The 12895-nt window shown below is 67.4% G+C and carries 13 protein-coding genes; 4 read left to right on the forward strand and 9 right to left on the reverse strand.

Features of this window, described 5'->3' with window-relative positions:
• Window positions 1-4: 4 nt before the first annotated feature.
• Both ABIA30_RS07940 and ABIA30_RS07945 read right to left on the reverse strand, forming a co-directional pair.
• Window positions 5-1420 (reverse strand): NAD(P)H-hydrate dehydratase, encoded by a 1416-nt coding sequence (locus ABIA30_RS07940; protein WP_370063904.1) that lies wholly within the window; start codon window positions 1418-1420, stop codon window positions 5-7.
• 100 nt (window positions 1421-1520) lie between these two features.
• The gene (locus ABIA30_RS07945) at window positions 1521-2306 is read right to left on the reverse strand and encodes a DUF4239 domain-containing protein (protein WP_370063906.1); all 786 of its coding nucleotides are present in this window, start codon (window positions 2304-2306) and stop codon (window positions 1521-1523) included.
• Window positions 2307-2390: 84 nt separating this feature from the next.
• On the opposite strand from ABIA30_RS07945, the gene ABIA30_RS07950 reads away from it, so the two are divergent.
• Window positions 2391-2756, forward strand: a complete 366-nt coding sequence (locus ABIA30_RS07950; RefSeq protein ID WP_370063908.1) for a hypothetical protein — start codon at window positions 2391-2393, stop codon at window positions 2754-2756.
• A gap of 57 nt (window positions 2757-2813) precedes the next feature.
• Here the strand turns inward: ABIA30_RS07950 and glmS are convergent, their stop codons facing one another.
• Entirely contained in the window at window positions 2814-4682 is a 1869-nt protein-coding gene (gene glmS, locus ABIA30_RS07955; protein WP_370063910.1) for a glutamine--fructose-6-phosphate transaminase (isomerizing), read from the reverse strand.
• An 85-nt stretch (window positions 4683-4767) separates the two neighbouring features.
• On the opposite strand from glmS, the gene ABIA30_RS07960 reads away from it, so the two are divergent.
• The gene (locus tag ABIA30_RS07960) at window positions 4768-5619 is read left to right on the forward strand and encodes a dienelactone hydrolase family protein (RefSeq protein ID WP_370063912.1); all 852 of its coding nucleotides are present in this window, start codon (window positions 4768-4770) and stop codon (window positions 5617-5619) included.
• 72 nt (window positions 5620-5691) lie between these two features.
• Window positions 5692-6708: a phospholipase C gene (locus ABIA30_RS07965; RefSeq protein WP_370063914.1), complete on the forward strand. Its 1017-nt coding sequence runs from the start codon at window positions 5692-5694 to the stop codon at window positions 6706-6708.
• 10 nt (window positions 6709-6718) lie between these two features.
• Here ABIA30_RS07965 and ABIA30_RS07970 read toward each other — a convergent pair whose 3' ends face one another.
• On the reverse strand, window positions 6719-7144 hold the full coding sequence (locus tag ABIA30_RS07970) for a hypothetical protein (RefSeq protein ID WP_370063916.1): 426 nt from the start codon (window positions 7142-7144) through the stop codon (window positions 6719-6721).
• Between the two features lie 30 nt (window positions 7145-7174).
• On the opposite strand from ABIA30_RS07970, the gene ABIA30_RS07975 reads away from it, so the two are divergent.
• Window positions 7175-8599: a PLP-dependent aminotransferase family protein gene (locus tag ABIA30_RS07975; RefSeq protein WP_370063918.1), complete on the forward strand. Its 1425-nt coding sequence runs from the start codon at window positions 7175-7177 to the stop codon at window positions 8597-8599.
• Here ABIA30_RS07975 and ABIA30_RS07980 read toward each other — a convergent pair.
• The 5 genes from ABIA30_RS07980 to rplM form a co-directional block, all read right to left on the reverse strand.
• Window positions 8579-10009, reverse strand: a complete 1431-nt coding sequence (locus ABIA30_RS07980) for a hypothetical protein (protein ID WP_370063920.1) — start codon at window positions 10007-10009, stop codon at window positions 8579-8581. The two genes, ABIA30_RS07975 and ABIA30_RS07980, sit on opposite strands and share 21 nt — an antisense overlap.
• A 4-nt stretch (window positions 10010-10013) precedes the next feature.
• Window positions 10014-10316: an ESX-1 secretion-associated protein gene (locus ABIA30_RS07985; protein WP_370063922.1), complete on the reverse strand. Its 303-nt coding sequence runs from the start codon at window positions 10314-10316 to the stop codon at window positions 10014-10016.
• Between the two features lie 55 nt (window positions 10317-10371).
• Window positions 10372-11709: a phosphoglucosamine mutase gene (glmM, locus tag ABIA30_RS07990; protein WP_370063924.1), complete on the reverse strand. Its 1338-nt coding sequence runs from the start codon at window positions 11707-11709 to the stop codon at window positions 10372-10374.
• A gap of 99 nt (window positions 11710-11808) precedes the next feature.
• Window positions 11809-12249, reverse strand: coding sequence for a 30S ribosomal protein S9 (rpsI, locus tag ABIA30_RS07995; RefSeq protein ID WP_370065444.1), 441 nt, complete (start codon window positions 12247-12249; stop codon window positions 11809-11811).
• 29 nt (window positions 12250-12278) lie between these two features.
• On the reverse strand, window positions 12279-12722 hold the full coding sequence (rplM, locus tag ABIA30_RS08000) for a 50S ribosomal protein L13 (RefSeq protein ID WP_370063926.1): 444 nt from the start codon (window positions 12720-12722) through the stop codon (window positions 12279-12281).
• Window positions 12723-12895: the final 173 nt, after the last annotated feature.

Consider the following 12895-nt stretch of genomic DNA (forward strand, 5'->3'; position numbering starts at 1 on the left):
TCGGTTACAGGGAAGCGATGGCGGCCCGGAGGTGGGACAGGATGCGCAGTGCCGAAGTCGGCACCGGCCGCGGTCCGGGGTCGGCGGCAGACATTCCGGCGGCGCGGGCGTGCACGAACGCCGCCATCGCGGCGGCCCGCGCCGGTGCGAGTCCGGCGGCCAGCAAAGCACCGACGATGCCCGACAGCACATCGCCGGATCCAGCGGTGGCGGCCCAGGATTGACCGGCCCGGTTGAGATAGACCGGACCACCATCCGGAGCGGCGACGACGGTGACGTTGCCCTTCAACAGGACCGTCGCGCCGAGGCGGTCGGCGAGCGCGCGAGTGGCGCCGACTCGGTCGGCGCCGGGTGGATCGCCTGCGAGACGGGCGAATTCACCGGCATGCGGAGTCAATACCGTCGGAGCCGCGCGGTCGATGACCAGGTCGAGATCTCTGGCCAGTAACGTCAGCGCATCGGCGTCGACGATCACCGGCAGGTCGGTATTCAGCGCGAAGCGCAGCGCATCCTCACAGGCCGCGTCGATGCCCAAGCCCGGCCCGACCACCCAGGCCTGAACCCGGCCTGCGGACGAAGCATTGGCCGCCACAACAACTTCCGGCCAATGCGATACCACTTCGGCATGCGCGGCCCCGGCATAGCGGACCATTCCGGAGGTGGCAGCAACCGCAGCACCGGTGCTGAGCAGGGCCGCACCGGGGTAGGTCGCCGAGCCCGCCAGGATGCCGGTGACACCCTGACTGTACTTGTCGTCGTGTGGTCCGGGCACCGGCCAGCTGGCGCGTACGTCGGCACCATCACAGGACCGAACGTCTGAGGATGTCAGCTCCAGGCCGATGTCGACCAGTTCCACCCGGCCGCAATCACCCAGTGCATGAACAGGTTTGAGTCCACCGAAGGTGACAGTGACGGCAGCGTGGACGTAGGGGCCCTCGGCGGCGCCAGTGTACACATCGAGCCCGCTGGGCACGTCGACGGCAACCACCGGCGCGGCGTTGGCCTCGAACACCGCTGCGGCAGCGGGACGCAACGGGCCGGAGGCTCCGATGCCGACCACCCCATCGATCACCAGATCGGTTGCCGCCGGGATGTTTTCGACAATCCTGCCACCGGAATTGCGGAAAGCGTTGAGCCCCTTCGCATGCGCACGCTCCGGGTTGAGCAACACCGCTGTTGCGCCAACCCCACGCCGGCGCAGGAAGGTAGCCGCCCACAGGGCATCACCGCCGTTGTCGCCTGAACCCACGACCGCACAGACCTGCCGTCCGACGACACCTCCGGTGCGGTGCTTGAGCTCGGCGATGATCTCGTTGGCCAAGCCGTATGCCGCCCGCCGCATCAGCACGCCGTCGGGCAGGGATGCAAGCAGCAGTGCTTCGGCTCCGCGGATCGCGTCGGCCGTGTAGTAGTAACGCATCAGCCCCCGATCGCTCGTTAGGTGCGCGCCAACAGATTACGCTGACCGCCGGATTTGCGGGCCGTATCGCTTCCGAGGAATCGGTGGTGGACCGTCGCGGTCAGGTTCCTTTGTCGACGAGGTCGAACACCGCCACGGCGTGGGCAAACGGTTGCGGAGTGACGCCGATCTGGCCGAACGGATGGTCGAGGGTGTAGATGACGTAAAGCAGCAAGGCCAACAGGACGGTCACGGCGCTGACCAGGATCTCGTGCGCACGGTTGTTCGCGAGCCGCATGAAACTGGTCAGCAGGATCAGTACCGTTCCGCCGAATACCAATGCGCACCACAACAGAGCGGGGATTCGCTGCTTGGCGTTCAGGATGCGGGCGCTGCGATCAGATGCCAACACCGTCAGTTGACTGAGGAACTGCTGATCGACCGGGCTCGCAGAGGCACCCGAATTGCCGCTTCCCACAATGCGATACAGCTGGGTGAGCGCGGACCTGCCGCTGTTGCCGATGTCACCGAATTCATCTCTACCCCACTCGGGACCCTGCACCGCAGCGGCGTACCTACGCAACTGCTCGCGGGCCTGGGCCTGCTCGGGCTGCGGCATCGCGACGGTCTGGCGGTACAGCGTCGTCAACGTCGACGCCTCGTTGAAAACGTTGGTCTCCGCCGACAGGAACTGCTGCCACCCCACGACGACGGTGAATCCGAGCAGCGCGCCGTACACCAGTCCGACGACGGTGAGAAATGGCGACAGCACCGAGTTGTGTTCTGGGCCGGTGTCCCGGTCGACGATGCGGCGGGCCAGGAGTACACAGCCGATCGCCAGGCACACCGCACCGATCACGACAACCGCCAGCAGGAGCCAAGCGCCGGCCACTCCCAAGTCGCCCATAACCAAAGCAGCATGCCAACAATGTCTTGGCCTCACCAGTGGCAGCAGCAAATTGCGCTCCGGGCACGCCTACCATCGACGGTCATGACCTACGGCTACCCGCCACCGCTACCGGCGAAGCCGCCGATCTCCAGCGGCGATCTCGCCGCGTCGATCGTCGCGCTGGTGCTCACGTTCATCGGCGGCGGCGTCGGCGCAGTCCTGGCCGTGTTCATGATGGCGTTCACCGATTACTGTCCGCCCGCCACATGTCATGTCGACGCGGGTGTCACCGCGGCGATGACCGGGTTCACCATCGCGGGACTCATCGCGATCGCGGGTACGACGGTGACCGTCGTACAGCTGACGCGCCGTAGTCGGGGCTGGCCGTTCGCCGTCGGCACCCTGGTGCTGTGCGGCGTCGCCTGCGCCCTGGGCATCGGCGGGTACATCGTCGCAGTCGGCGGCTGATCAGCCGTCAGGCACACGAATGCTGTTGCGCAACACCCGCAGACGCCAGGAGGCGTGCTATTCGACGGTGACCGACTTGGCCAGGTTCCGCGGCTTGTCGACGTCATAGCCACGCTCCCGAGCCACCGACGCCGCAAAGATCTGCAGCGGGATGGTCGACAACAACGGCTGGAAAAGCGTTGACGTCGCTGGGATCTCGAAGATGTGGTCCGCGTAGGGCCGCACCGTCTCATCGCCTTCCTCGGCGATGACGATGGTCACCGCACCGCGGGCCTGGATCTCCCGGATGTTCGACAGCAGCTTGGAGTGCAGCATCGCGGCACCCTTGGGCGACGGCATCACGACGATCACCGGAAGGTCGTCGTCGATCAGCGCGATCGGACCGTGCTTGAGCTCGCCGGCCGCAAACCCCTCGGCGTGCATGTACGCCAGTTCCTTGAGCTTGAGCGCACCCTCCAGCGCCACCGGGTAACCGACGTGGCGCCCCAGGAACAGAACGGTCGGAGAACTCGCGAACCGGCGGCCCAGCTCGGCGATCGGCTCCAGCCGGCCCAGCACCTGCTCGACCAGGGCCGGCATGGCCTCCAGCTCGCGGTATTCGCGGGCCACTTCGTCCGGGTACTTGGTGCCGCGGGCCTGCGCCAGCGCCAGCCCGACCAGGTAGTTCGCCGCCAGCTGCGCCAAGAATGTCTTGGTGGCCGCGACGCCGATCTCCGGACCGGCCCGGGTGTACAGCACCGCGTCGGCCTCACGCGGAATCTGCGAACCGTTGGTGTTGCAGATCGCCAGCACCTTGGCCTTCTGGTCCTTGGCGTGCCGGACGGCTTCCAGGGTGTCCGCGGTCTCGCCGGACTGCGAGATGGCGATCACCAGGGTGCTGCGATCCAAAACCGGGTCGCGGTAACGGAATTCGCTGGCCAGCTCGACCTCGACGGGCAGCCGGGTCCAGTGCTCGATGGCGTACTTGGCCAGCAGACCCGAGTGGTACGCGGTACCGCACGCGACGATGAACACCTTGTCGATGTCGCGCAGGTCGCCGTCGGAGAGCCGCTGCTCGTCGAGCACGATGCGGCCGTCGACGAAGTGGCCGAGCAGGGTGTCGGACACCGCCGTGGGCTGCTCGGCGATCTCCTTGTACATGAAGTAGTCGTATCCACCCTTTTCGGCGGCGGACAGATCCCAGTCGATGTGGAACGGGCGGGCGTGCGCGGCGTCGTCGTTGCCGTCGAAGTCGTAGATCCGGTAGCCGTCGGCGGTGATCACCACGGCCTGGTCCTGACCAAGTTCGACGGCGTCACGGGTGTGCTCGATGAACGCCGCGACGTCAGATCCGATGAACATCTCGCCGTCGCCGACGCCGACCACCAGCGGGGTGGAGCGGCGGGCCGCGACGATGGTGCCCGGCTCGTCGGCGTTGGCGAACACCAGGGTGAAGTGGCCCTCGAGGCGGCGCAGCACCGCCAGCACCGAGGCGACGAAGTCGCCGGCGTTCGCGCCCTGCCGGTACTCGCGGGCGACCAGATGAACGGCCACCTCGGTATCGGTGTCACTGAGGAACTCGACACCGGTCGACTCCAGCTCGGCGCGCAGCACCGCGAAGTTCTCGATGATGCCGTTGTGGACCACCGCGATCTTGTCGGCGGCATCGCAGTGTGGGTGCGCGTTGCGGTCCGTCGGGCGGCCATGGGTGGCCCACCGGGTGTGCCCCATGCCGGTGCTGCCGGCGAGCACGGCGTCATCGGTCTCGGCGAGCGCCGCTTCCAGATTGGCCAGCCGTCCGGCGCGCCGACGAATGGTCAGACCGCCATTGCCGTCCACCAGGGCGACGCCGGCGGAGTCGTACCCGCGGTATTCCATCCGGCGCAGCGCGTCGACCACGATGCCGCGGGCAGGCCTCTGCCCCACATAGCCGACGATTCCACACATAGTTGTCCAGGGTAATGCAGTGACTCCGGTGCGCTCCCGCCCGTGAGTGCGGTACGAATCACCGGCACTGCGCTACGGTCATCGAGTGGCCAAGACCAAGCAGCTCTTCGCTGCCCTGACGCGACGCGGACCGCACCGCGTTCTGCGCGGCGACCTGGCATTTGCCGGTCTTCCCGGCGTTGTCTACACCCCGGAGTCGGGGACGAACCTGCCCGGCGTGGCGTTCGGCCACGACTGGGTGACGGGTGTCGCACGTTACACCGGAACCCTGGAGCACCTGGCGTCCTGGGGCGTCGTGGCGGCCGCGCCGAACACCGAGACCGGCATCGCTCCGTCAGTGCTGAACCTGGCCTATGACCTGGGCAACACCTTGGACATCATCACCGGCGTGCGCCTGGGACCCGGGCAGATCAGCGTGCACCCCACGAAGTTGGGTTTGGTCGGCCACGGATTCGGCGGGTCGGCCGCAGTGTTCGCGGCGGCCGGCCTGGGCTCGGCGCCCAATGCGCCGAAGACTGTCGCCGCGCTGTTCCCGTCGGTGAGCAAACCCGCCGCCGAAGAACCCGGCGCGGGGCTGCGGATTCCCGGTCTGATCCTGTCCGCGCCGGGTCATGAGTTGGCCCTGCAGTCGAACGCGAGCGAGTTGGCGGCGGCCTGGCGCACGGCGACGTTGCGCACCGTGGCCAAGGCGCAGCCCGGCGGGCTGATAGAGGGATTCCGGGTGGGCCGGGTCGTGGGGCTGCCGGGCGCCGACCGCGGCACCCAGAGGTCGGTTCGGGCCCTGTTGACCGGGTACCTGCTACATGTGCTCACCGGGGACAAGACGTATAGGGATTTCGCCGACGCCGACGCCGTGCTGCCCAAGACCGTCGCGACCGAACCCGGCGCCGAGCCCGCCGCACTGGAGGACAAGGTCGTCGCCCTGCTGAAGGGCTAGTCACCTTTTCGGCGGAGAACTGTTCACTGGCCGTACACCGTTCGATGTCCAGTACCCGGCGAGACTGGGCTGATGGCCAATCCGATCGAACACGTCGTGATCATCGTCAAGGAAAATCACACGTTCGACAACTACTTCGGCACGTTCCCCGGTGCCAATGGCGTCACGCTGGACCAGGCGCAGAATCCGCCACCATCCGATCCCGACCACAAGCACCAGACCTGGATGAACCGGGCGTCGGACCCCACATTCCGGGTGCAGTACACCGAGGCCGACCTGCCCGGCTATTTCGACCTGGCCCGCCGATTCACCTTGTGCGACAACTACTTCTCCGAAGTCGCCGGCCCGTCGACCCCGAATCATCTGATGCTGATCTGCGCTGACTCCCCGGTCATCAACAACCCACATCACCACTACCGCCCGTCCCCCACCGACCGCTTCCAACTGCCATCACTGCCGGCCACGCTGGACAAAGCGGGCTTGTCGTGGGGCAACTACGGCGGCTATGCCTTCGCCTACATCGACGGCCTGCAGACGCACGGCAACAACCACGGCCGCGATGTATTCGAAACCCATGCCCGCGCAGGCACTCTCCCCGCGGTCTCGTGGGTGTACGGCGACGGCAAACCCGATCTGTCCGAACACCCCACCCAAAACGTCACCGACGGGATGACCTGGACTGTCCAGCAGATCCAAGCCATCGTCGACGGCGGGTTATGGGACCAGGTCGCCATCTTCATCACCTGGGACGACTGGGGCGGCTGGTACGACCACGTCGAACCAGCTGTCGTCGAGACCTGGGACCACACCCACGCACAACGGCCCGACGACGAATTCGCCGAGTTCGACGGGCAGCCATTTCGTTACGGCTCCCGGGTGCCGTGCCTGGTGGTCGGGCCGTACGCCAAACCCGGCCACGTCAGCAGCCAGCTCAACTCGCACGTCAGCCTGCTCAAGTTCTGCGAGGCCAACTTCGGGCTCGACCCGCTGACCGATCGCGACGCCTCCTCCAACGGCATGACCGACTGCATCGATCTGGCCCAGACGCCCAACCCGGCACCGGCCAGCGGGTCCCAGCCGGCGTCATGACCGCCCGTCGTTACGACCGCTCACCGATCCACTCGCACGCCCGTCGCACGGTCTCGGCGGAGTCGAACCGGTCAGCTTCCCAGCTGGTCGAGTGCACGCTACCGCGGTCCCGATAACGCGCCATGATGTCCAGGTGCCGCGGCAGAGTGATGAACTGCTGCAAGGCATCTGCGCTCTCCCAGACCGAGATCGAACCGCTCCTGCCGGCCGCAGGCAGGCTCCACAACCACAGTCCGATCGCGCCCGGCATCGCGTACCAGCCTTCGCGCATCCGCATCCCGCGATAGGCGATCCCCGGTAGGTCCCGACGCTGCTGCGAGGCAAAGTCGGTGACGCTGACCACCACCGCAAGTCCGGCCGGAGCTACCGGGCCCGGCATCCACCCGGTGATAACCGGTTGGGCCAGCGCGCGGGAGACATGATGCAAATCGGTCATGACACTCAGCCTGCGCTCTACGATTGGTCCGTGTCAGGGTCCAATTTTGAAGCAATTCAGCAGACCAATCTTGACGGCTTTCCGGCCGACATCTTGCTGGACCTCGACCGGTCGGCTCGCACCGGGCTTGCTGTCCAACTGCAGCACCAGTTGCGCACCGCCATCCAGCACGGTCGTCTCGCGGAGGGCACGTTGCTGCCCGCGTCTCGAATCCTGGCTCAGCAGTTGGGTGTTTCGCGCAGCGTCGTGGTCACCGCATACGAGCATCTGACCTCGGACGGCTATCTGTCCGGACGCCAAGGCTCAGGCACCAGGGTGCTTCAGTCAGGCCGGGCGGTGCCCTCGCCCGAGCCGGCCACCGTTGCACCCAAGGCCATTCGGCTCATCGGCGGACTTCCCGACCCCGCATTGTTTCCCCGCGCCGAGTGGTTGCGCCATTACCGCGCCGCGATCAATGCGATACCCAACGACGAGTTGACGTATCCGGGACCGCTCGGCGCACCGGCTCTGCGTCACGCACTCACCGACTACCTGGCCCGGGTCCGCGGTGTGTCGACAACGGCCGAAAATGTCCAGGTGACAACGGGAATCACCCAGGCGGTGACGCTCCTGGCACGAACACTGCGGGCCCGCGGCGGCCGCGCCATCGCCGTGGAAGACCCGTGCTTCAGCTTCCACCGCGACACCATCACCAATGCCGGGTTGGACGCGTTGCCGGTTCCGGTCGATCGCGACGGACTCGAGGTGGAGCGCCTCGACGACCTCGAAGCCGACGCGGTGCTGGTGGCACCGGCACATTCCTATCCGACCGGGGTGGTGCTGAGTCCGGGCCGGCGGGCCGCCCTGATCGCCTGGGCCCGCCGACGCCATGCCCTGATCATCGAAGACGACTACGACGCCGAGTTCCGCTACGACCGCCGCCCCATCGGTGCCCTGCAAGGGCTGGCGCCAGACCTGGTCGCCCATGCCGGGTGCGCCAGCAAGACCCTGACCCCTGCACTGCGGATCGGTTGGGTTGCCCTGCCGCCCTGGCTGATTCACGAGATGGCGCAGCAGAAGCTCTACGACGACATGGGCAGCCCGCTGCTCGAGCAGCTGGCGTTCGCCCGGTTTGTCGCCGGTGGAGGGATGGCGAGCCATCTCCGTCGGGTCCGCCCGGTGTACCGACGACGACGCGATGCCGTGCTCGCCGCGCTGGCCAACTCGCTTCCCGCCGCCACTCCCATGGGCGTCGCGGCAGGGCTACACCTGTACCTTCAACTTCCCCAGCACTGCGACGAGGATGCTGTCGTTGCAGGCGCATACGACCGCGGCGTGCTGGTCGGCGGTGCGCGCTGGAACCGGGCCGACCCGGCGTCGGCCCCACCCGCGTTGGTGCTCGGCTACGGGTCGGCAACCGAATCCGACGTCGCCCGTGCTGTCGCAGTACTGAGCTCACTCACCCACCTGCGGTAGCTCATCGGCGGCGATCTGGCACGGTGTCTTGTCGATCGGCCGTTCGTGCACCGCAACGGGTTCGGCGGGCGGAGCCTCACCGACCAGCGCGTCGGCAGGCACCGGATTCGGCGGCGGTGTCGCCGCCGGAGTCTGCGATTCCGGCGGCGCCGCGGGCACGGCCGGCTTCGATTCGGGCGAGTCTTCTGCTCCAGCAGCATCTTCCGCGGCCGAATCGGCCACCTTCGCCTCGCCGTCGTCTTCGCCGTCGGAAGTATCGGATTCACCGTCGTCGTCGGGATCGGTTCCGGGATCGTCGGCAACGTCGACTCCCGCACCGGGGCCGCCGGTCAGATCTCCCAGCGCCGCCCCGTCCGGGACCAGCCCGGCGGCCGAGCCGAGCGCCCCGCCGAGGATGTCGGCCAGCTGTTTCCCGAATCCGCCAACCGCCGAACCTATTCCGAGATCACCGGGCAACCCCGACGACGCCGACATCGGCAACGCCGGTTCGGGCGCCGGCGGCGCAGCAGCAGGAGCCACCGGAGCCGCCGCAGGCGCAGCTCCCACATCGATGGGCGCGGCAGCCGGAACAGTACTCGGCGCGGCCAGCGCGGTGGGCACCGCGGGAGCCGCTGCATTACCGATCAGGGGGACGGCGGCCGACGGGATACCGCCGAATGTCGCAGCGTTGCCGATCGCTGGAACATGAGCGACCGCCTCGGAAGGCCCGCTCCCGAAAGACCGCCACGCCCCGCCACCGAACTCCCCCGGCACCTCGAACCCGACCACGCCGGGCCGTACCGCCGACAACGCCGAATCATAGGAATTGGCAACGTCATTGCTTGCAGCTTGCAACGTACCTGCGAGCTCGCCGTAGACCACGGAATCCACGAACGGCTTGATCTGCTGATCAACCACCTCACTGGCGGCGGCCCGATCACCGCCGCCGCCCAGCACCGTCAGCGCCGCCGCCGTCCACCCGTGGCGCTGTGCGGCCGCGCGATCGCCGGCTGCAAGCACCGCCGCCACCTTGCCGTCCACCGCCCGACACAAGTCATCGCGCAGCACCGCCAGCGCGTCAGCGGCCCGTCGTAGCCCGGTGACCAGCGCACGCGCCGAGTCGCCCTGCCGCCCCACGAAGTCACCGGCCGACAACGCCGCCGACCCCGACCAAGAATCCGCCAACGAATGAGATGCATTGTCCTGCAAACTCAAAACGTCCTGCGCAGCATCGGCCGCGGCGACCAGCACCCGGTGATCTGCGTCCAGAGCCTGCACGTCCAGACCGCTCTCGGCGGTGTACAGCTGCCGAAGATCCGGTCCTGCGTAGCGGTGCCCCAGCGCCTCGCACGCCGCCACATAGGTCTGCAGATCGGCGAGCATCGGCTCACCTTCGGCAAGACGGCCCGTGACGTCAAAACCCGTGCGCACCGGACTAACCGATCCGGGATGCCGCAAGGGCGTCGGTCGCGACGTACCGATCTGCGGTAACCTGCAGGGCCACCGCGGTTTCCGTCACCGCCCGCGACCACAGTCGCAGCTGATCGACTGAATGCTCCAGCGCCGATCGCAGTGCCTCGCCGCGGGCTGTGTAGTCGCGGCCCGCACAATGGGCGCCGAAAGACCAGCGCAACAACGGCACCACCGTGCCGGACAGCGCGTCGGCGGCCGATTGGTATCGCCGCGCAACCTCGCGCAGCGCCGACGGGTCTATCCGAGCAACATCACGTTCTCCCATACCCACCTTGGACGCACACCGAGCCCGTTCGGTTCCATTCGGGGCGAAGAATGTTTCAGCGCTGTTCGCTGACCGACTCGGCGACCCGCGCGGCCAGTGTCCTGGCGGTGTCCGCGTCAGAGGCCTCGACCATCACCCGAACCACCTGCTCGGTTCCCGAGGGCCGCAACAGAATTCGACCAGAGTCGCCGAGTTCGGCTTCCGCCTCGGCGACCGCGCTGCGCACCGACGGCGCCTGCGCGACGGTGGACTTGTCGGCCACTTCGACATTGATCAAGACCTGCGGCATGGTCTGCATGGGTTTGGCCAATTCGGCCAACGTCAACGAGGTCTGCGCCATCCGCGCCATCAGACGCAGGCCGGTGACGATGCCGTCGCCGGTGGTACCGAGCGCGGGCAACACGATGTGGCCTGACTGTTCACCGCCCAGCGAGAACGCGCCGGCCCGCAACTCCTCGAGCACATAACGGTCACCGACGCCGGTGGTGCGGACCTCGATCCCGGCCTCACGCATTGCGATGTGCAGTCCGAGGTTGCTCATCACGGTGGCCACCAGGGTGTCCGAGGCCAGCTCGCCGGCCTCCTTCATCGCCAGCGCCAACACCACCAGGATCGCGTCGCCGTCGACGACTGTGCCGGTCGCATCGACCGCCAGACACCGGTCGGCGTCCCCGTCGTGAGCCAGACCGAGATCGGCACCATGTGCGACGACTGCCTGTCGCAGCTGCTCCATGTGGGTCGAGCCGCAGCCCTCGTTGATGTTCAGGCCGTCGGGTTCTGCATTGATCGCGATGACGTTGGCACCGGCCGCCCCGTATGCGCGGGGACCGGCGGCGGATGCGGCACCGTGCGCGCAATCGACGACGACCGTCAGTCCGTTCAGCTGAGTCGGCGCGGCCTGCGCGGCGTGCCGGAGGTAGCGCTCCAGTGCGTCAGGGGCGTCGACCACTCGCCCGATGTCGGCGCCGACCGGTCGACTACCCGCTCCGGCCGCCACCAGTTCGGCGATGCGATCCTCGGTGTCATCGTCGAGCTTGTGTCCACCGGGCCCGAAAATCTTGATGCCGTTGTCCGGCATGGGGTTGTGCGAGGCGGAGATCATCACGCCGAGATCCGCGTCGTACGACGCGGTCAGGAATGCCACGGCAGGGGTCGGCAGTACGCCGACCCGCAACACGTCGACGCCTTCGCAGGTGATGCCGGCGATGACCGCGGCCTCCAGCATTTCCCCGCTGGCGCGGGGGTCACGGCCGACGACGGCGACCCGACGCCCGGTTCCTCCGGTGGCGCCCAACCGGCGTGCCGCGGCCGACCCCAGGCCGAGCGCCAACTCGGCGGTCAGATCGCGGTTGGCGACCCCGCGTACGCCGTCAGTACCGAACAGCCGTGCCATGCACACCTCTCCAAGAAAGCCGAGGGCAGGACCCTCCTCATAAAACGCCGAAGGCGGGCGTGTCCACATTGCGACACGCCCGCCGACGAGCAGAAACGATCAGCGCTTGCTGTACTGAGGCGCCTTACGGGCCTTCTTGAGGCCGTACTTCTTGCGCTCGATGGCACGCGGGTCACGGGTCAGGAACCCGGCCTTCTTCAGTGCCGGACGATCCTCGGGCTGCACGATGATCAGCGCACGGGCGATGGCCAGACGCAGCGCGCCGGCCTGGCCCGACGGGCCGCCACCATCGAGGTGGGCGTAGATGTCCACGGTGTCGACCCGGTCGACGGTCACCAGCGGAGCCTTGATCAGCTGCTGGTGCACCTTGTTCGGGAAGTAGTCCTCGAGCGAGCGGCCGTCCAGGTTGAACTTGCCGGTGCCGGGCACCAGGCGAACGCGGACGACGGCTTCCTTGCGGCGACCGACGGTCTGGATGGGACGGTCGATGTAGACGGGCTCGCGCGGTGCCGCTTCTTCGGTCACCTCGACGTCGGCCACTTCAGTCACTTCAGTTACGTCGACTTCAGTCACTGGGCCACCTGCTTGATCTCGTAAGGAATCGGCTGCTGCGCGGCGTGCGGATGATCAGGACCCGCGTACACCTTCAGCTTCTTCTGAACCTGTCGGCTGAGCTTGTTGTGCGGGAGCATCCCGATGATCGCGTTCTCGACGGCGCGAGTCGGGTACTTCACCAGCTGCTCGGCCATGGAACGCTTGCGCAGACCGCCCGGGAAACCCGAGTGGCGGTAAGCAAACTTGTCGGTGAGCTTCTTGCCCGACAGGGCAATCTTCTCGGCGTTGATGACGATGACGAAGTCACCCTCATCGGTGTTCGGCGTGAACGTCGGCTTGTGCTTGCCGCGGAGCAGCTTGGCTGCTTCGACGGCGAGCCGGCCGAGCACCACGTCTTGGGCGTCGATGACGTACCACTGACGTGTGGTGTCACCCGCCTTCGGCGTGAATGTAGGCACAGCTATACCTCTTCTTCTCGGGTTGAGTCCCGGAGCTACCGGGTGTCGATCAAGTGCGCGACCTGGCATTTCCCGGCGACCGACGGTGACCCGGGAACCACTGGCCTCTCGGCCTGCAGCGCACCAACGAAGGAGCTTACCTGTGGGCGTCGCCGCAGGTCAAAACGCGTCGG

It is taken from the genome of Mycobacterium sp. MAA66, assembly GCF_041261665.1.
In the GTDB taxonomy this organism is placed as follows: Bacteria; Actinomycetota; Actinomycetes; order Mycobacteriales; family Mycobacteriaceae; genus Mycobacterium.